This window comes from Alkalicoccus chagannorensis DSM 18086, assembly GCF_000429725.1.
Taxonomy (GTDB): domain Bacteria; phylum Bacillota; class Bacilli; order Bacillales; family Salisediminibacteriaceae; genus Alkalicoccus; species Alkalicoccus chagannorensis.
Map to the genome: position 1 here is coordinate 77,667 of NZ_AUCK01000007.1, position 19,884 is coordinate 97,550.

At 47.9% G+C, this 19,884-nt stretch carries 21 protein-coding genes; 19 read left to right on the forward strand and 2 right to left on the reverse strand.

Annotated features, from left to right (window positions below):
• Positions 1-6: 6 nt before the first annotated feature.
• A complete protein-coding gene (locus G477_RS0106005) occupies positions 7-801 on the reverse strand; it encodes a hypothetical protein (protein ID WP_051287730.1) in 795 nt (264 codons plus the stop codon).
• 207 nt (positions 802-1,008) lie between these two features.
• On the opposite strand from G477_RS0106005, the gene G477_RS0106010 reads away from it, so the two are divergent.
• From G477_RS0106010 to G477_RS0106075, 13 genes are all read left to right on the forward strand, one after another.
• Positions 1,009-1,254: a hypothetical protein gene (locus G477_RS0106010; protein ID WP_026697175.1), complete on the forward strand. Its 246-nt coding sequence runs from the start codon at positions 1,009-1,011 to the stop codon at positions 1,252-1,254.
• Between the two features lie 47 nt (positions 1,255-1,301).
• Complete coding sequence (locus tag G477_RS0106015; RefSeq protein WP_026697176.1) at positions 1,302-1,547, forward strand: hypothetical protein; 246 nt, start codon at positions 1,302-1,304, stop codon at positions 1,545-1,547.
• A gap of 20 nt (positions 1,548-1,567) precedes the next feature.
• Positions 1,568-1,873 carry a hypothetical protein gene (locus tag G477_RS0106020; RefSeq protein ID WP_026697177.1) on the forward strand — a complete coding sequence of 102 codons (306 nt, stop codon included), beginning with the start codon at positions 1,568-1,570 and terminating at the stop codon, positions 1,871-1,873.
• Between the two features lie 435 nt (positions 1,874-2,308).
• Complete coding sequence (locus G477_RS18835) at positions 2,309-2,707, forward strand: potassium channel family protein (protein ID WP_084406149.1); 399 nt, start codon at positions 2,309-2,311, stop codon at positions 2,705-2,707.
• Positions 2,708-2,844: 137 nt separating this feature from the next.
• A complete protein-coding gene (locus G477_RS0106030; RefSeq protein ID WP_026697178.1) occupies positions 2,845-5,151 on the forward strand; it encodes an AAA family ATPase in 2,307 nt (768 codons plus the stop codon).
• 281 nt (positions 5,152-5,432) lie between these two features.
• Positions 5,433-5,903, forward strand: a complete 471-nt coding sequence (locus G477_RS0106035; protein ID WP_026697179.1) for a peptide-methionine (S)-S-oxide reductase — start codon at positions 5,433-5,435, stop codon at positions 5,901-5,903.
• A gap of 67 nt (positions 5,904-5,970) precedes the next feature.
• Positions 5,971-6,900, forward strand: coding sequence for a CobW family GTP-binding protein (locus tag G477_RS0106040; protein ID WP_026697180.1), 930 nt, complete (start codon positions 5,971-5,973; stop codon positions 6,898-6,900).
• A gap of 273 nt (positions 6,901-7,173) precedes the next feature.
• Complete coding sequence (locus G477_RS0106045) at positions 7,174-8,148, forward strand: YncE family protein (protein ID WP_026697181.1); 975 nt, start codon at positions 7,174-7,176, stop codon at positions 8,146-8,148.
• Positions 8,145-8,852 carry a response regulator transcription factor gene (locus G477_RS0106050; protein ID WP_026697182.1) on the forward strand — a complete coding sequence of 236 codons (708 nt, stop codon included), beginning with the start codon at positions 8,145-8,147 and terminating at the stop codon, positions 8,850-8,852. Before G477_RS0106045 ends, G477_RS0106050 begins: the two co-directional genes overlap by 4 nt.
• Positions 8,842-10,242 (forward strand): sensor histidine kinase, encoded by a 1,401-nt coding sequence (locus G477_RS0106055; protein WP_026697183.1) that lies wholly within the window; start codon positions 8,842-8,844, stop codon positions 10,240-10,242. Before G477_RS0106050 ends, G477_RS0106055 begins: the two co-directional genes overlap by 11 nt.
• A gap of 217 nt (positions 10,243-10,459) precedes the next feature.
• Complete coding sequence (locus G477_RS18840) at positions 10,460-11,014, forward strand: FixH family protein (RefSeq protein ID WP_051287731.1); 555 nt, start codon at positions 10,460-10,462, stop codon at positions 11,012-11,014.
• An 804-nt stretch (positions 11,015-11,818) separates the two neighbouring features.
• A complete protein-coding gene (locus G477_RS0106070) occupies positions 11,819-12,445 on the forward strand; it encodes an SCO family protein (RefSeq protein ID WP_026697184.1) in 627 nt (208 codons plus the stop codon).
• A gap of 535 nt (positions 12,446-12,980) precedes the next feature.
• Positions 12,981-13,838, forward strand: a complete 858-nt coding sequence (locus tag G477_RS0106075) for an NAD-dependent epimerase/dehydratase family protein (protein ID WP_026697185.1) — start codon at positions 12,981-12,983, stop codon at positions 13,836-13,838.
• Between the two features lie 237 nt (positions 13,839-14,075).
• On the opposite strand, the gene G477_RS0106080 is transcribed toward G477_RS0106075, so the two are convergent.
• Complete coding sequence (locus tag G477_RS0106080) at positions 14,076-15,545, reverse strand: methyl-accepting chemotaxis protein (protein WP_026697186.1); 1,470 nt, start codon at positions 15,543-15,545, stop codon at positions 14,076-14,078.
• A 266-nt stretch (positions 15,546-15,811) separates the two neighbouring features.
• Between G477_RS0106080 and G477_RS18845 the strand changes: the two genes are divergently transcribed.
• The 6 genes from G477_RS18845 (at position 15,812) to G477_RS18855 (ending at position 19,766) form a co-directional block, all read left to right on the forward strand.
• Positions 15,812-16,396, forward strand: a complete 585-nt coding sequence (locus tag G477_RS18845) for a hypothetical protein (RefSeq protein ID WP_035211367.1) — start codon at positions 15,812-15,814, stop codon at positions 16,394-16,396.
• 404 nt (positions 16,397-16,800) lie between these two features.
• A complete protein-coding gene (locus G477_RS0106090; protein WP_156897299.1) occupies positions 16,801-17,259 on the forward strand; it encodes a hypothetical protein in 459 nt (152 codons plus the stop codon).
• 164 nt (positions 17,260-17,423) lie between these two features.
• Entirely contained in the window at positions 17,424-18,386 is a 963-nt protein-coding gene (locus G477_RS21450; RefSeq protein WP_026697188.1) for a hypothetical protein, read from the forward strand.
• Between the two features lie 33 nt (positions 18,387-18,419).
• Positions 18,420-18,860, forward strand: a complete 441-nt coding sequence (locus G477_RS0106100) for a hypothetical protein (protein WP_026697189.1) — start codon at positions 18,420-18,422, stop codon at positions 18,858-18,860.
• Positions 18,861-18,972: 112 nt separating this feature from the next.
• The gene (locus G477_RS18850) at positions 18,973-19,392 is read left to right on the forward strand and encodes a hypothetical protein (protein ID WP_026697190.1); all 420 of its coding nucleotides are present in this window, start codon (positions 18,973-18,975) and stop codon (positions 19,390-19,392) included.
• 23 nt (positions 19,393-19,415) lie between these two features.
• Positions 19,416-19,766, forward strand: a complete 351-nt coding sequence (locus G477_RS18855; RefSeq protein WP_035211371.1) for a VOC family protein — start codon at positions 19,416-19,418, stop codon at positions 19,764-19,766.
• Positions 19,767-19,884: the final 118 nt, after the last annotated feature.

Genomic DNA, 19,884 nt, shown 5'->3' on the forward strand with positions numbered 1-19,884 from the left:
CTGCCGTTACCCCTCCAGCCAGTTATACCTGCCGGGATACAACTCGATGCGGCCGTACTTCACGTCATGCTTATGCGCAATGTTTTTCAGGGAAGCGCGCACGTAGCTGGGGATGTTCTGCAGCGGGACGCGGGTGTACTTCTTTCCCTCGAAGACTTCGGTGACGTACGTATCGACGAGGGCGTGCCACTGTTTTTTGCTCCATCGGGCCGGTGCGAAGTCGCTGTAGGCTTGATGGCAGGCATCAATCCACCTTGCTTTTAAGCTGCTCGTTGTTAATGCATTATCATGCTTTTTTTCTTCTCTGTTTGTTTCTTCGTCTTTGTTTATTTGCTGTCCGTCTGGAGCAGCTGCGTTTGAACTGCGCGGATCCGTCACTTCCAATTGGGCAAAAGAAGAGGCCTCCTCTTGAGGCTGCTTTGGATCCGTATGCAGCAGGTGCGCGTAGCGTTCGCTGATCGCGAGCGTCGTGTACCCTTGTTCCCTCAGCTCCTGGAGAACAGCGGCGATCTCCTTGTCGGAAAACACGATGTCGCTCACCTGGTAGCAGTGAAAGTTCTTGTTGCCGTCGCGGTAGGTGATGTCGACCCAGTAGCCTTTCGTCTCCAGCTCCTGCACGGCGTTCGTCACCGCCGCCCGGCCGAACGTGCGGTACAGGTGCATCTTTTTCACCGCCCAGCTCTCCGGCAGCGACATCAGGTGGGCGAGCAGGCCGACCGCCTTCAAGTCCTCCAGCCCCTGCAGCGCCTCGTTATCAATCTGCGCATACTGTGCCGTTTTTTTCCGTTTGAAAATCCCCACTATGAAACACTCCTCTTCCATTCGCTTTGGTGAAAAGGAAAAAATCCTTCCCCCTTTCCATGTACAGCGGACTGCTGGAAATGGGGGAGGGAATCGTTGTCTTTTTTTCTACAGCTGGGAGAATATGCTAAAATAGGCACGAGAGTCAGAAGGAACGAAAGTCTATTCTACACATAGGTCCATCCTGGCAGGAAAGCGGGTGAGCGAATGAAGGCGTTAAGAATCGTGAATATCGCTTTAGCAATAACAGCAGTGCTCGGTTTTCTCTATCATTTTTTCGTCGACGACCTGCCCATTCCCATTAATGGGCTGTTCCTGTATGTATCGGTGATGTTCGTTTCGTTAGGGCTGGAAAAGCTCGGGGAAAGCCGCGCCAGCCTGCAAGGCCTTCTCTATGTGCTGATGGGGATGACGGCGGCGGTCGTCGTGGTGATCCGGGAGGTGTTCTTATAACGGGAAGGCGATCAAGAGAAAAACTTCTTCAGAGAGCAGGTGAAGGCATGACGTTGTTACGTATCATCATGAAGATGTTTCCCGTCATTTTGTTGATCAGTCTCTTTTATCATTTTTTTATCGGCGATCTTCCTGTGCCGGATTCTGTTCTTTTTCTCTTTCTATCTGCCCTGTTTATCATGAAAGGTTGGGACATGCGAGTTCACGGTCAAGGTGGGAAGGAAGGACGTTTCTTCATGCTCATTGGTGGGATAGCAGCCGTGATTATTCTGACGGAACTTGTTTTCTTCTAGTTTACTGAGGGGGCTTTTCTATGACATTGTTGCAGAGACCGGCATTTCCGTTATTAGTAGTCATTGCGATGATGTTTTCTTCTCTCTTTGTCTTGCCATGGGAACTGTCCAAGGAAGTTAGCTCCAATTTCCGGATTTATCGTGTAGGCTTCCCATTCACGACGTTGGAATACTATCATCATGGTCCTCAGGAAGCGTTGGACCGATCGGATATCCTTCTTGATTATGGTAGACTCCATCCTACCTACGGGACCATGTTCAATTTTTTGATATATGCTGCGGTTGTCGGGTTCACCCACAAGTGGCTGGTTGATCGTAAAAGATAACAGCTGTTGTGCTCTTCCAGTGGAGAGTGATACAGGTTCCCCGGGTCAGGGAAAAGCTATTTCTGTAAAGTCCATGTGTGCATGGGCTTTTTTTCTGTCTACGTACCACAGTAATCCTGGAAACAACATTGTTTTACAAATGATTCACATTTCTTTATGGTTCTGTAATCTCCTGGTCATGTTTCTCTGCTATGATAGGAAATGAATCAGCACACCCCCCCTTTTTCATGAAGCATACTCCCCCTTAAAGTATCTTCATACACAGCGCGATCATCCGGAGAACCGGGTGGACGCGCTGTTTTTTTGTCTTAGATGAATACTGATGTTCTCATCCAGGGAGACGGCGGCTCGTGAAGGTGCGGCTGGAACGTGTTATTCTGGAAGAAGAAGTGACGAGAACCTCCTGTCAAAAAAACATAGGAGAAGAGGGATGTCATGATTTCCTTTCTGCTCACGCTGCAGCGGATGCTCCAGGCGATGCTTCGGGCGTCCAAGGACAAAGAGTTCCAGGTGCTGTTCTTTTTTACCTTTGTGACGTTTCTCTCCGGTACGATTTTTTACAGTCAGGTGGAAGGCCTGCGGGTGGTGGATGCCCTCTACTTCAGCGTGATGACGCTCACGACGGTCGGCTACGGCGACTTCACGCCGCAGACCGATTTCGGCAAAATCTTCACGATCGTCTATACACTCGCGGGGATCGGCATTATCGTGGGCTTCGTGAATAAAGTCGCATCCAACACGAAAGCCCCGCATCCTTTTCGGAAAACGAGGCAGAAGCGGCATGCTGCTGAGCACCAGGCAGACGAGGAGAACGAGAATGAAGAAAGCAGGTGAAAGCATGAGTGTAAGCATTGACCCGGAATAAAAGAGATTTTACTTGTACCACACTAAGAGTTAAAAGATGTAGAAATGGTAGGTTAAATATCAATATGATATATATTTTCTGATTCAATTTAGGGAGTGTAATTGTGATGACAATCGAAATTGATTTAACTCAACAAGAATATCCTGTTTTTAATATCGATTCAAATCAGTACACAAAGTTAGAATTGAAAAACAAAAATTTTATATTTGGTAAAAATGGAGCTGGCAAGTCGACACTATCCAAGATGATTTACGAAGAATATAATTCAGAGTTTGATATATATTTTTTCACTGGTTTTCAAGGTATTACTAAGGATAATAGGTTGAATGCATTAGTTTTGGGACAAGAAAACATCGATGCAAAAGAAGAACTAGAAAGCATTGAACAGAAAGTTGATGAACTTGAAATTTCAAAAGATAGAATAGTGAAAGAAATAAAATCTTTAGAGTGGAATGATGCGAATTACGAACTAGGACTAAAGCCGAATATTCTGTATTCAAACATGGAAAATATAAGGAAAAATGTAGAAGGCCAAGAAAAGAAAATTGAGCAGTATTTTCAAGATAAGGCTAGAGAGTTAAGAGAACAAATGAATCCACAAATAACTAAAACAAGCTACAACAAGAACAATTTTCGTGAGGATATTGATAACAGTGAAGTTCAAGGTAATGAAAAAATAAAGGAGTATGAACAATTATTAATTGAAAACAATAAAAAGAAAATTGAAACATTGTATGAAGTAAGGGATATCAATTTCAACGACTTAATTAAAAAAGTGAATGCAGTACTATCACATCAAGCTAAAGAAGTAGAAACAATAAGCGAAATAAAAGATGATCCAAATCGAAAAGAATTTGCAAAGCAGGGAGTTAGTTTACATAAAGCAGGTGATAACTGTTCTTTTTGTGGTAATAAGGTTACGGAAAAGAGATTAGAGAGAATAGAATCTTTCATTTCAACCTCTGAAATTGAGATTATTCAAAATACAATAAGAGATATGTCAAGTCACATAGATGATCAATTTATTAATTTAGAATATATTCCCAAAGTAAATAAAGAAGACTTTTATATTAATTATCATTCGACAATAGATGAAATAAATTCTGATATAGAGGACAAGATTAGTGAATACAAACGTGTTTTAGAAATTTTAAAGAATAAATTAATAGAAAAAAACATGAATCTATTTAAACCTACAGAGTATTTGAGTCTTGATCTACCTAGTAATTTCTCCAAAATCTCCAATGAAGTAAATGAACTAATCTTAAATCAAAATGGATTAATTGATAATATTGAAGAGAGTCAAAATACTGCTAGAGATAAATTGCGTCTTCACTATGTTGCACTAAAATTGTCTGAAGGAAATGATTACAAAGATAATTGGGAAGGATATTTTATTGAATTTCAGAAATTAAAAGATTTAAAAGAATCTCTCAAATATAGAAAAAAGGAAATTGAAGATAGAAAATTAGAATTCATTGGTATTGAAAGTGCACCCGAAGAAAACACTTTGAATTATTGTCAACAAAAGCTCGTTAAATATAAGAAGAGGCAGGCTGAAGTATTAGATAAAACTAAAAGTACTCAAAAATTTGTTGACATAATAAATTCAAAATTAGAAAGTTCAGGTAAAAGTAACTTAAAATTGACTCTTGTTAAAGACGAAAATAATATTGAACATTATCAAGTTAAAGATGGAAATGGTACTCGTCAAGTAGATAGAATATCGACTGGTGAGAAAAACATAATTGCATTCTTATATTTCCTTGAAAGTATTAGTGAAGTAGATAAACAAAGTAACGATAATAAAATCATAATATTTGATGATCCTGTAAATTCTAATGATGACACAATGCAGTATTTAATAATAACTGAAATTCAAAAATTATATACTGATAAGTATCGAGATAAATTTAATTCAAAAAAAGATTACTTTATTTGTTTAACTCATAACGTTCATTTTTATTTGAATATTCAGCCTCAAGGTAATTTTAAGCAGGTTAAAGTTATTAACGGCGAGCGGAGAGAATTTTCGAAATATGATAAAAATAACTTTTTCAGAATCGAGAATAGAGTTTTTAAACATATAACAGCCCAAAAAGATGACTTCAATACTCATTACGAAGCTTTATGGTTTGAATTGAAAGAACTATATGAGAATGATTTATTAAACTCTACACTTAACTCGATGAGAAGAATAATAGAAACTTATACTAAATTCAACAAAATTAATCCAGTTGAATTTTACCAAGATAAAGAAGAGCATAAAAAACTATTTGATGTTAATTCACATTCTATTGACGACCACTCAATGGAAACAATAGGAAAAGACAAAAATGAGCTGATGGAAATGTTTAGAGATTTATTTAGTCATAATAATGCTATCGATCACTTTAATACTCATTGGTATTGATAATCTTATTTTAATGATTTTAAAGTTCAAATTTAAAATGGTATCTATGAGGTTGTTTGTGCATCCGTTCTATTTATGAATTTTTTTCTGATTTTAAATAAAGAGTAATATAGATATCAAGAACCTGGATGGTATAAAGTATGAATGTATTAGATAAAGTAAAATGTTAGGCTTCTCACTATGAACACTTATAACTGTTAGACTCAATAGAACACAAAGTTACTACATGAAAAGATTAAATACAGTAAGGCAATTGATGATATACAAAAGCAGGTGATGGAATGGAAACGGCTTATATTGCCGGCGGCTGCCTTTGGGGCGTGCAGGCGTATCTGAAGACGCTGCCCGGCGTGGTAGAGACCGAGGCGGGACGGGCGAATGGTCGGACCGATACGCTGGATCCACCGTACGACGGCTATGCGGAATGTGTGAAGACGGTCTTTGACCCGGAGGTGATCTCCGTAGAGGAGCTGATGGCTTCCCTTTTCGAGATCATCGATCCGTACAGCATCAACCGGCAGGGGCCGGACATCGGTGAAAAATACCGCACCGGTTTTTACAGCGAGAAGCAGGAGCACCTCGAGGCGGCGGCCGGTTTTATAAAGCGGCGCGCGGATCGGGAGCGTATTGCGGTGGAAGTCAAGCCGCTGACGAACTACGTGCGCAGCGCGGAGGAGCATCAGGACCGGCTGGAGAAATATCCGGATGACGTCTGTCATATCCCGAAGGAGCTTTTGGAGCGGAAGGATTAAAGCGTAATGATTACGTTTTGTATAAAGGTTTGTTATGTTAAGGGAGATCAAGAGAGGAGGGGCTTGCATGAAGCAGGTGGATGTGACGATGCTGTCCGGCTTTTTAGGCGCCGGAAAAACGACGCTGCTGCGGAACATGCTCGAACAGGAGCGGGGGGCGGGTCGGCACGTGGCGGTGATCATGAACGAAGTCGGCGAGGTGTCGATCGATTCCGATGCGATTCCAGAAGGGACGCCGCTCAAGGAGCTGCTGAACGGCTGTGTCTGCTGCACGCTATCCGATAACCTGGAGATGCAGCTGTCGGGGCTCATTCACGAGCATCAGGTCGATGCCATTTACATGGAGACGACCGGCGTCGCGCATCCGGTGGAGGTGCTGAGCGCGTGCTTTACGCCGCTGCTTGCCGACAAGCTGCGCCTGCGCTCGGTCGTAACCCTGCTGGATCCAGGCAGCTGGGACGAGCGGAAGCAGTTCAACCTCTCCGTGCAGCGGCTTATGATGGATCAAGTGAAGCACGCCGATACGGTGATCCTCAACAAAATGGACCAGGTGTCAGAGGAGCGTCGCGCGGAGCTGATCGACGAGGTGCAGACGTTGAATCCGTCGGGGCAGGTGATTCCGACGTCGTTTGCCCAGGTCGATGCGGATGCGTTCGCCCCGGCTTCGGAGCACCGGGAGCCGGCCGACGCGGAGATGGGTCTCGATCACCTGCACGTGAAGACGTATGTCCATACGTTTGCCGAGCCCATCCGTGAGGAGGCGTTCGAAGCCTTCCTGCGGAGCATGCCGGAGACGATCTTCCGCATCAAAGGGTACCTCCGTTTCCAAGGGGAGGAAAAGACGCTTTTATTCCAGTACTCCTACGGGATGCCGTCCTATGTGCCGGCGGACCTCAAGCGAAAGAACACGCTCGTGTTCATCGGCGAAGACCTCGATTCGGAGGCGCTGGCACGCGAGCTGAAGATGTTGGAAGAAGCAGGCGGAGCGCAGCAGTAGGCGCTCTGCTTTTTTGCAGGATAGGAATGTATAACTTTTCATACAAGGGGACGGTGGCATCGTACGCTGCGCGGGAAGAACGTAGAACCTGTTCTTCCCTTGAAAAGCCTGCAGCGACGATGCACGCCGTTCCGACCAAAAGGCGCTTTGCGCCTTTTGGTTCTGCCTTCATGTCGTGCATAGAATCGCTGAAGAATGAAAAAACCTCAGACTTCACAAAAACTTGACATTTACAGGTTAGAATAGATTTAGTTTGATGTGGAGGTAACGGATATGAAATATGTACTTTTTATAAGCTTCGTCTTTATGCTGGTTTCAGGATGTGAGGATAACGTGAGTTATGACTGGTCGAGAGAAACAGGAGAGAACCTGCTGTTTGTGTCTCATCTAAAGGAGGATACCTTGACAGTGATTGACGCGGATAGAATGTCGAAGGCCCATGTGTTGGATCTTCCTTTCACCGTCTCGGATATGGCTCACCTTGAAAATCAAAATCTTATCATCCTGGCCAGTCAAGAAGAAGCTGAACTATACCAGCTGGACCTTGATTCAGGCGAGTTGTCTCCGGTCGTTGAGGTAGGGGAAGGAGTTGCTGAACTTTACGTTGATGAAGGTGGGGAGATGCTTTACTCAGCTCATTCTCAACTGAATAAGGTGTCTCAGGTTTCGTTATCATCATGGGAAGTCGTGGATAAGGTTGAAACCGACGATCATCCGTTATCCATGGATTTTGATGATGAAAATGGGAACTTGTATGTGGCAAATGTGTATGGACATTCCATTCAGGTTTTTGATGTAGATGGCCTGGACCTGCTGGAAAGGATCGAAATGGTGGATCGTCCGAATGGGATTTTACTGATGGAAGATGGAATTCTTGCAGGAGGCCACGGCTCTTATGGAGATTTGAACCGGCTTGCATTTTATCAGTCTTTTGATGGAACGGAACAGGTGGAGATAGAGACCGGCCTCATGCCGATTGATATTGTACGACAAGGTGAAAGGGGATTTGTGATTAGTCACGGTTCCCATGAGGTAACAGCGTTGGACCTTTCTACAATGGAGGTTACCGGTAGTGTCGAGGTAGCCCACAACCCTTATTACGGCATTTTAAGTCAGTCCCATCTGATTGTAAGCAGCCTGGATGGTGATGCAGTGACGTTTATTGACCCAGAGAACATGACGATAGAAGAACAAATACATGTACCCGCAGGTGCGCATGCGATGGTGGTAGTGGAGGGAGGCCAATGAGAGTCCTCGTTGTAGACGATGAACAAAGAATGCACCATCTGCTTTCTCTTATTCTCCAGGAAGCAGGCTACAAGGTCACGGCTGTATCCAATGGTGAAGATGCGATTAGATCACTTCGGGAGAAGACTTTTGATTTCGTCATATTGGATATTATGATGGAGGAAATGGACGGCTTTACCGCCTGTGAGAAAATCCGTGCATTTTCCAGTGTTCCTATTTTAATGCTTACCGCCATTGCCTCTGCAGAAGAGCAAAAAGTAAAAGGTCTTCGGTCCGGCGCAGACGACTATCTTGTGAAACCCTTCAGTAAAGACGAGCTCCTTGCCAGAATGGAAGCGATCATGAGAAGGACAAAGCGTTCCGACGTGTCAGGTACGTCGGACGAAAAAAAGGAGAATGAAATAACATTCTACGAGTTGAAGCTGAACCTGGCTGAGAAATCTCTATGTGTAAAAGGGGAATCTATTTCTTTAACCCGAAAGGAATTCGATATTCTTGAACTCATGATGACTCATCCAAACTGGGTCTTCTCAAGAGATCAGCTTCTTGACCAGGTCTGGGGTGAATTTTATCATCAGGCGACGTCCCGGACAGTCGATACACACATGAAAACCTTAAGAATGAAACTCGGTAAGAGTGGAAAGTATATCCAAACGGTGTGGGGAAGGGGATATAAGCTGGGGGGAGCTGCTGATGAGGGGTAAATATCTGCCTGTCAGAACCAAGTTTTGGACGCTTTTTGTGGCACTTAGTCTTGCTGGTTTAAGTATTGTTTTATTTGTTGGTTTTTACCTGTATGAAGGGCTGTATCTTCATTCGGAAGCTCAACAGCTGGAGGAGCACAGTGAAGCTTTAAAGCATGCCTATGAAGAGTATAATGAGGAGGAATTGTCCCTTGTAGAAGATTGGCTCAGCAACTCGTCCATCAGCGTCGCAATAAGCGATGATCCGATGACGCTCGGCGCCGCACTGCCTCTTTTGGAACCTGAACAACATCTTATCATCAATGAGGAGGAACGTGAACTACTCTTAAATGGGGAGAGTGTCAGGATTGAGCGGGAAAATGCTTACTTGAGTACTCATTTAATGGGATTTGCTGAGCCCGTAATGGAAGAAGAAGAATTAGCAGCGGTTATTCTTGTATACAAACCGATATCGGAAATTAATCAAGCCCTGCTTGAGGTGCTTCCGATCCTTCTGATTACGGCCTTTGCTGCAGTGCTGCTTCTTTTTGTATTGAAACAAAAGATCCAAAAAGACTATATAGATCCAGTTTTAAACCTGGAGCATTCTGCTAAAAAAGTTGCAAATGGCCAATACGGAACAAGAGTAGAGGTCAAAACCAATAATGAGGTAGGGGACCTTGGGAAGTCCTTTAATCACTTGGCCGATTCGATTCAGAAAGAAGATGAGAAAAAGAGACAATTTCTCCAGAATATTTCGCATGAACTTCGTACTCCACTTAGTTACATTAAAGGCTATAGTGAGCTGACTGTATCGGGAACGAAGGATACCGAAGTGCCCGCCATTATTCTTCACGAGGCGAACCGAATGCAGAGGCTCGTAGATCAGCTTATTGACCTGACGCAGCTAGAAGAAAGCAGTCGAATGAAAATGGAGCGAATGCCGCTTGTACTTTCTGAAGTTGTTGCGTCAGCAGTGAAAACAACCGCTCTCAAAAGCAGGGAGAAAAAGCAGCATGTCCACTTGGAGCTCGACGAGTCGCTTCTTGTATACGGGAACGAAGACCGGCTGATCCAGGTTTTGATCAACGTACTAGACAATGCGATTGCCTATACAGATGAAGGTGGACGTATCACGATCAGAACGTTTAAGGAGAAAAAACAGGCCGTGCTGGAATTGACGGACAGCGGAATAGGAATTTTCGAAGAGGACCTTCCGTACATAACCGAACGATTGTACCGTGGTGAAAAAGGTCGGACGAGGGAAAAAGGAGGACTTGGCGTCGGACTTTCCATCGTCAAGCAGATTATCGAGCTTCATGAAGGTTCTCTGTTTTTGGAATCAGCGGTCGGAGAAGGGACGACGGTCACCATTTATTTACCTTTATACAGTGACGAAGGGCAGCCGTGATCGGCTGCCCTTCAAATTTGTCGAAAAAGTGAAACCTTACCAACTTCACAACAACTTCACTTCTATCCTTTATTATGTTCGATGTAACAAAAAAAGGGGAGAGCAGGGTGATGGAAGTAAAAACACTTCCAGCGAGTAGGGGTTCAGTGCAATCGAAGTCAGAGTGTTTGTCTAACGTAGTAGACTTACTACAAGATAATATTAGGGAGAGATACAGATGAAAAAAATGATGTTTTTGGGAGCATCTGCGCTTATTTTTGCAGCTTGCAGCAACAATGAAGAAACGAATGAGACGAGCAGCGCTGTGAATGTAGATGATGTGAATACGGAAGAGCTTGAAGTAGAGATAGAAGCTCCTGAAGCGGTTGATCAAGGAGAAGAAGCTGAAATCAGGGCCCTTGTGACACAAGGAGATGAATTGGTGGATGATGCTAGTGAAGTGAAGTGGGAAATTTGGCAGGTCGGTGCTAAAGATGAAAGTGAAATGATAGAGTCTGAATTGCCGGGAGAAGAAGGATGGTATGATATAACTTATACGTTTGAAGAAGAAACGGTTTATCATGTACAGCCTCATACAACCGCCCGAGGAATGCACGTGATGCCCGTACATGATGTAACGGTTGGAGAGCCGGATCCAGAAGAGATAGAAGCGGCGGAAGAAGCTGAACATGCTGATACGATGGAAGGGCATGAACACGAGAATAATCATGAACACGAGAATAACGATAACCATGACCACAATGATGAAGGTCATGACGATCATAATCATTAAGATCATACGATTCAAGGGATACAGAATAACCGGCGTAGGAACATAAGCAGCAGTTGAAAAGAGGAAGGAAAGGGTTTGATTGTCTTCCCATCGCCTGTGAAGAATAACGACACACCAAGCAGGAAAAGCCCGACACTCTTCGCTTGGTTCAGGATTTGCAGCGAGAGGACGGCTTCGCTGGTCTCGTGACGACGTGCTTGAATACGACTTCGTCCGTAACTACGCTTGATTCCTTCAAAAAGAAAGAAGCAGCTAGGCAGAAACAGCTGTTTTTTTGAAGTACAAGAAAGTAGAAGCTTTCATACAAGGAGACGGCGGCATCCTACGCTGCGCGGGAAGAAACAACTACCTTTTTCTTCCCTTGAAAAGCCTGCAGCGACGATGCACGCCGTTCCGACCAAAAGACGCTTCGCGTTTTTATTCAATGATTGCACGCTCATATTGCATCGAATGCAGAGCTTTTACAAGGTGACCGCTTTTTCCTGCACCTCTTTTCGACAGAATGATCAAATTGCCTTTGATCCAAAAAGTAACCATTATTCCGTAACCCTTAAGTATCCTGTCATGCACATGTCCTACCCCCCCTTTTGATCCATTGTCACAACATTCGCCTGCCCCCCCCCCTCGAATGGTACATCTTCTTTTCGTCTACGGAAGAAAGCGGCTGGAATCTGATGGATTGGACTGGATCACGGCTGACGATGTGACATATAAGTCCCCCTTACGTTTACCTGCTTGATGCAAACGTATCGACGTCGAGAGGGGAGAGGGCGAGGATTTCAAACTAAATGGGGAGAGTTTATATTGAAAAAACTTATAGCAATCGGATGGATGACCGTGCTTTTGAGCGGATGCAGCTTTCTTTATGGAGGTGGAGAAGAGCCGATGGGGGATTCCTCTGTTGTCGACGTGACGTCCTCCGAGGATACCTGGGAGGTTGCACCATTCGAAGGTGTGACGCAAGATGGAAGCCCTATTTCCGATGAGTCGTTGGAAGGGGAGTGGTGGATTTCGAAAACGGTTTTCACCAGATGTCCTACTGTATGTAACACGATGACTCCGAATATGAAAAAACTTCAAGATGCCATTCAAGATCGTGATCTGCCCATTCGGATCGTCTCTTTTACCGTCGATCCCGACTTTGACACACCGGAGCGTTTAGAGGATTATTTAGAAGCGTATGAAGGGGATGGAGACACTTGGGACTTCGTCACTGGTTACAGCGATGAGGAGATTGAGTCCTATGTTGATGAAACCTACCGTGCCTCTATCGCTCCGCTTCCGGAACAAGATGATATTATGCACCCTACACGGTTTTACCTGGCTGGGCCGGATGGTCATCTTGTCCGCATGTATAGTGGCGATGAGTCCTTTGATCTCGATGATACTATCGAAGACCTGGAGCAGGTAGTGACTGAAAGCAGCGATTAAAATAAAGAAGCAGAGCTCGAAAACAGAGGGAGTGGAGCATGGATTCTTTTCCTCTTGAGGTTCTTGCCAGAAGGCGGAGCGCTTCTACCTGAAAATACTTCTCTTTTCCTGCTTTCGAAAACAAACCGGATGATTGCTATCCTGGTGCGCGGAAAAAGCAGGGGTTGACGATGCCCCATCGTTGTTTTTATGGCGGTTAGCTGAAGCCTTTCCTTCGGCAGGCGGTTGTCATTGCACAGGTTAACCTCTCATAAAGGAATCTCTCACCAACATGGAGAGGGATTTCTTTATGTTCCAGCAGGGTCTCAGCTTCTTTGTTATTTTTTGGATAATCATTGTGATGTGTTGAGCAAAAAGAAGGTGTGCTTGCCTGCCCCCATCCTCCGCCTTATCCCAATAGCCGTTATCTGAATCCTATGCCGCTCTATTGTAAGCCCTTTCTCTTGCTATCCTCCGGCTTCTCGTATATGCTTCGTTTATTGTGTGAACAAAAGGCGGGCCGGACGGTCGTGCCATCATTCTGGGAGGGCTGTACATGACGAAAGTGGTTGTAACAGGTGGAAGCGGGCTGCTCGGCCCGGACGTGATTAAGGAGTTTGTCGATCACGGATATGACGTGGTTAATGCAGATGTGAAGCATCCGGACGAAGCGCGCTGCAAGACGGTCATCACCGATTTGACGAACCTCGGCGAAGTGTACGGCGTGCTGGCGGATGCCGATGCGGTCGTTCATATCGCCGCGATACCCGTGGCGTATTCGCATCCGAATGAAGTGACGTTTCAGAATAATACGATGTCGACGTACAACATTCTGGAAGCGGCCGGCAATCTCGGCATCAAAAAGGCGGTCATCTCTTCCAGCGAATCGTCGTACGGCATCTGTTTTTCCAGACAGGGGCTGGAGCCGAAGTACGTGCCGATCGACGAGGAGCACCCGCAGCTGCCGGACGACAGCTACGGTTTTTCCAAAATCGTGAACGAGCAGACGGCGGACATGATCCACCGCCGCACCGGCATGCAGGTCGTCTCGTTCCGGCTCGGCAACGTGATCACGCCGGAGATGTACAAAAACTTCCCGGGCTTCATCCATGAGCCGGAAATGCGCAAACCGATCCTCTGGAGCTACATCGATACCCGGGACGCGGCCACGGCCTACCGTCTCGCGGTCGAAACCGACGGCCTCGGCTCCGTCGCGCTCAACATCGGCGCGGACGAGAGCAGCATGGATATCGAAAGCACCGAGCTCATGAAGACGTGCTACCCGAATGTCACGGACATCCGGCAGGACATCTCCGGCTATGCGCCGCTGCTCGATAACAAGAAGGCGAAGCGGCTGCTGCAGTGGGAGCCGGTGCAGAAGTGGAGAGACAACGTGAAAACCCTCTCGGACTAACGGAAAAGAACGAACAAGAAGGCCTCCAGTAGATGGGGGCCTTCTTGTTTTTTTCGAAGTATAAGAATGTATAAGTTTCCATTAAGGAGGACGGCGGCTGCGCGGGAAGCAGGAAGCCCGCATGCCTCTCTCCAAGCAGCTGCGGTAAACGCCGTGCCGACCAACAGGCGCTTATGGTCGAGAGGAAAACGTCCATGCCCCCGACGTCCGGAGCACCTGGCGTTCTGCGCTTCCGCTCTACTCTGCCAGCTGCCGGATGGTCTGCTCCGTCGCCTTCATCCGGCTGCCGATCCAGTCGTTCTGCTCCTGCAGGTTTTCGATGGTGGCGCTGACTTCTTCGGCTCCTGCGGAAGACTCTTCCATGACGGAGGCGAAATCGGACGTCGTAGCATCGATGCCGGAAGCTGTCTGCTCGGTCGTTTCAGCCTCGGCCTGGAAGTTTTCCAGTGTGTCCTGGATGCTTTTGGTCACGTCTTCCAGCTCCTGCAGCGATGCGTGGACCGTATCGGTTGTTTCTTTCTGGGCATGCAGCGTCGCGCGGCTGTCGGTCATTTGCTGCAGGGCCTGCTCGTTCGTGTCGTTGACTTCCCGCAGGTTGGCCGTGATTTTTTCCGCCGCTGTGTTCGACGTCTCTGCCAGTTTACGGATCTCATCGGCCACCACGGCGAAACCTTTGCCGGCTTCTCCCGCCCGCGCGGCTTCGATCGAGGCGTTCAAGGCAAGCAGGTTCGTCTGCTCACTGACGTGAATGATGTCATCGGACAAGGTATTCGTTTCTTTCATTTTTTCCGTGAGCCGCTCGAAGTTCTGGTTCAACTCCTGCAGCTGTCCTTCGTAGGCCGTCATTTCCGCTTTCAGCGTGTCTGCATGCTCGGCTGCTGCCGATGTCCTCGTTTCCGCCTGCATCGACGTCTCTGCCAGCCGGCCGGCGCCGGACCGGATGTTCTGCATGCGTTCTTTCATGTCTTCGGCGCGGGAGGAAATCGATTGAATCTGCTCGCTCTGCGAGGCGGAGCCGCTGGCAATCTCATGGACAGCGACAGCCATCTCCGACTGCGCGTGGATGTTCTCCTGCACCACAGCGCTCACTTCCGTCAAGTCCTCGACGAGCTGATTCACCCGCTGCTGGAGCCGGCTGCGCGACTGTTCTTTCGCTTTGGTCTCCTGCTCGCTTTGCGTCAGAAACGCTTCCAGCTGCTCTGTCTGCCGCAGGCTGAGGGCGACGATCGCATACGCGATGATCGAAGCCAGCAGGTACGTCAGCAGAATCGACGGGAAGTTCTCCTGCAGTACGGCGGACTCCACCGTGCCGTAAAACGCGTTCACGTAATGCCCGCCGATCCCTGCCACCACAGCGGTGATGAGGACGTAGCGGTACAAGTGGATCGTCGCAAGAAACAGCAGGAAGAAGTAAATCACGGTGATCGTGATGCCGCCGCCGGTCAAAAAGGTGCCGGAGTAGGTAAACGAGAAGCTGAGAAGAATGAACACGAGCGGGAAGGCCGCCGGTTTTTTCAGCACGTACATCATCAGCACAAAAACCGCAGCCAGCACGCCGAGCTGCGTGAAGTAAATCGCCATCGTCGCCATATCCTGCATAAACAGATTGAGCAGTCCGCCTGCGGCCAGTGTAAACGAAAACAACCCGAAAGCCAGGTAGTTCTTCTGCCGCAGATCCCGCTGCTTCATTTCCTGTATGGTCATCATATTCTATCCCATCCCCTTCCTGTTGTTTGACTCTGTCTATGCACGCATGACCTATTTTATCGTCACATATTACTTCCTATATCGGCATAAAGCGAACGTCATTGAACGTGATGACAAAAAGTCAGACAACGGTTTTCTTTCTTGCGTGACCGCTCCCTTGTTTAAGGGTAAAGAGAGATAGGCGAAGGATAAAAAGGAAGGAGGCTGCCTGCATTAAGCAACAAGCGTACCGGAAACAACTGCAGGAACAAAAGAAAGAAACGCTCGTGGAGATGATGATGCAGTGGATGACCGCTCAAGAAGAGCTGACTGCTTCTGTTGACTTTCATCTCAGTCCCGAAGAGGAGGAAGTAGAGCAGGCGGGCAGGAACATTCGGCATTTCTTAGCCAGACTGGATACGCCGCTCCTCTTCGAACGGGACGATCGTGCTTTTCAAGGCATCAAGGAAGTGGAGGCTCGTTCAGAATGTCTGTTGGAGGAGAAAGCGTACGTCCGAGGTATCCGGCTGAGAATCAAGCTCATCGAAGAGCTCGTACATGCGCTGGAGACGTGGGAAGAGGAGGAGGAGATACTGTTGGATTTGCTTCAGGACAGCCGGCAGGCTCTGGCTGCTCGCGCTGCGGTGTATAGCCCAAGCATGGAAGAGGAGGAACGAAGCCAGCTTTTTAAAGAAGTAAAAGAACTGGGAGAGGGACTTTTGCATCCTCTTTCGTTAGATGGTCAGCTTGATTTAATCCGGGCCATGATCCCGCTTTCCTATGGAAGTATCCAGCGGTATGAAGAAGTAAAGCAGCAGCTGAAGGAAGCGAGCGCATCGGCAGTGATAGAAAATGGGGGGAGAAGCGTGTAGAGAAAGCGGAAGCAAAGCTGGAGCAGCTGCATGCGGACAGGTGAAGGGACTGTTTTCAACCATTGATGATTCAAGCTGCATCCAGACAGGTGGGCGGCGCGATGGAAAAATGAGGATCGTTTTGTAACGCGTCTGCTTTCTTCTCGACTAAGAGGGACAAGCGGGCATGATGCTGAAGACGTGGTTGGTGCAGGTGGCACAAGGTCCACGCACGTTCTTCCCTGCCCGAAGACAAGGGAGGGAGAGAAGATGAACCTTTTTTCGAAGTACAAGAAAGTGTAAGTTTTCATACAAGGAGACGGCGGCATCCTACGCTGCGCGGGAAGAAACATATACCCTTTTCTTCCCTTGAAAAGCCTGCAGCGACGATGCACGCCGTTCCGACCAAAAGACGCTGCGCGTTTTTGTTCAAGGCCATTCTCCCTGCAGCCGCCGTCATGCTTGTCACGGCTGGCTGCGGAGATCCGGAGGCTGAGCATGAGGCTGTCCTCCATTCGGAAGCGGCGGCACCGGAAGAGGCAGAGGCTGATGCAGACAAGACGATCGTAAAACAAGCCGCGGATCAGCAGGAGTTTGAAGCGTCGTGGGACCACTTCGGTTTACGCGGCGATTCCCCGTCCATCCAGTGGGAGGAAGCCTCGGTGCTTTTCTTGACGTCGTTTGGATCCAGTTCCTGTCCCCCGGTGATCCAGGACATGATGGTGGACGACCAGACGCTGTCTTTTGATTACCTGGCGTACGACGAGGAGTGTACGACTGATCTGCAGGCGAACACGATCGTCCTGCAGGTGGATCACACGAAGATGGAGGAAGTGGAGACCGTGTTGTTTCAAGGAGAGGAAACGGCAGTGGACGAACCATGATGATGTCGACAGAACGAGTGAGCTGGAGGATGGCAGCGGCATGTTGAGGAAAGAGAGCCGATCGTCTGGGAGTCGGAAGAATAGAAACTGCATTTAGAAAAAAATGGATTTTTTGTAACTCATCCACTTTTTTCCCGACCAACAAGGCAGAGGAGGGATTTTTCATGAAAAAGGGAATCGCCGGAGGCATCCTGCTGCTCGCTGCGTGCGGGCAGGCAGAGGACGGAGAGACAACCGGATCGGGAGAAGAGACCGAACCGGACACGCAGGAGGAAAACGAAGCGAACGCGAACGGGGAAAACAACGAGAACAACGAGAACAATGAAAACAATGAAAATGAAGCGAACGAAAACAGTGAAGCAGAGACGGAGGAACATATCATCCTCGACGTTCCAGCTGACAGCGACGAAGATGTGTTTCAGCTGCTGGAAAGCTGGGGCACCGACGAACTCGAAGGCCAGAACGGCGGGATGTTCATTGCCAGAGAGGACTTCGACGGTCCAGGGGAAGACGGAGACATCGTGCAGCAAGTGGCGGCGGACGACGTAAGTGACGCTGCCGCATCACTGGAGAGGGAGATCGACGAGATGGAAGCGGACGGCACGCAGACGCTGCATCTGAACAGCGTCGAGAAAACCGAGCAGGAGCTGCAGGATGCGCAGGAGCAGTTCATGGAAGAGGAAGGAAACTGGTATGAAGAAGGCGCCTTCCTCAGCAGCTCGGTCTCGATTCAGAGCAACGAGCTGGATATCGAATTCACCTCGCTCGATCACGTGGACAAGGAGGCCGTGGAAGAAGACCTCGGCAGCCTGGACTTTATCAACTGGAGCGAAAGCACGTCCGCCGAGCGCGGGGAAGACGGCCTGCCGGAGGAGGATCCGGATCATGTCGGCACGGTCACGGACATCGATGATCAGGGACGTCCGCTGATCGAGGATACACCGTACGTGCATGTCGGAGAGGCAGACGTGTTCCGCGACGGAGAGGAACTTTCGCCGGAGGAGATCCAGGAAGGCGATGAAGTTGAAGTCTGGACGACGGGCTTTTATAACGACAGCATGCCCGCCCAGGGAGAAGCCCTCGTCGTGAACGTGCTGACCGATAGCGGAGAGAACGCAAACGAATAGCAGGAGGGTGATTCTGTTTGGAGGAGGAATAGCATGAAGGTCGTTTTGTTTCTCTTGAGTGTGTTCATTCTCGCGGCCTGCACGCCTCGGGATTTCGACGATGCCACGCTTTTAGAAACGCGGAATACGGCACCTGAATCTGCAGGAGCTGGAGATCAGTTCATGGACCAGGTGGATAGTGAAGAAGAGGTAGCAGAGCACTGGGAAAACTACAGCTTTCCGGGGAGCCCTCCGGATGTCGATATGGAAGAAAGCATCGTGCTGTTCTTTAAAACCGGGGAAAATTCATGTGAGAAAGAAATCGACAACATCGTCGCGGAAGGCAGCGAGTTGCATATCGAAATAGAGCAGGATGATACGTGCGATGATCTCTATCAACCGAGGTCGATCGCGGTGGAAGTGGAAAGAACGCTCCTAGAGGACCTGGAGCAGGTCCACTTCGATGGAGCATCTTTTTCGCTTGATGAGGAGTAGGTATCAGGTGGTGCCGAGCTGGACGTCCAAAGATCACTCCCCAGCATGTTTGAAAATGGATGCGATTCCGTCTTCGATACAAGAAAATACATGTCAGTGTGGGTGTTAAATAATGGAGAAAACGTTCTCGGTATTCCTAATAACAGGGATCACTCTTGCTCTTTTCACGGATTGTTCGGGGGAAAACAATCTAGAAAGCGAAGCATTGGATCATGTTGATCATGCCCTGATGAGCCATGTTCACGACAGCGACCAGGAAGACAGCATAACATTAGATGTTACAGAACCCTATATTGAATATTACGAAGAACAGGATATAGAGGTTGAATCCATTTATCGGCTGATCCATGTCAAACGAACAGCAGATTTGGAGGTCATCGATGGAGAAGGCCATCATCTAGCTGTTGATGACATACATCAAGGAGATATTGTTTACCTTGATTTTGATTTAGCTACGAGGAGCGACGAATTGACTCATGGAGAAACGACGATCGAGACGGAGACGCTTGTTGTAGATAAAAGCGATCGCTGACGGCATGTACAAACAATGATTGGATGGGCCACATTCATCTGCACGTCGCCGACATGGAGCGGGATCTGGCTTTTTACACCGAAGGTCTCGGACTTGATGTCGTCAGCCGCATCGGCCGTCATGCCTCGTTTCTCTCGAGCGGAAGCTATCACCACCATGTCGCCCTGAATACGTGGAACGGCGTCGGAGCCCCGGCGCCGGCAGCAGCCAGCGCGGGGCTGCAGGAGTACACGCTCTGCTACCCGGACCAGGCCGCACTGAAAGAAGCGGCCGCCCGTCTGCAGCAGCAGGGAGCCTCCGTCACGATGCAGGAGGACTCGGTTCTCACTACTGATTTCTCCGGCAATCCCATCCGGATGACAACAGCAGAGTAAACGAAAGAGAAGCACCTGAAGAGGAGGGCGCTTCTCTTTTTTTCGTGTAGGAACAGCACACGCCCCCCGGCCGTATGAGAAGAGGGGCTGCCTCTGATTCTGCTGTGTTATACTGGTG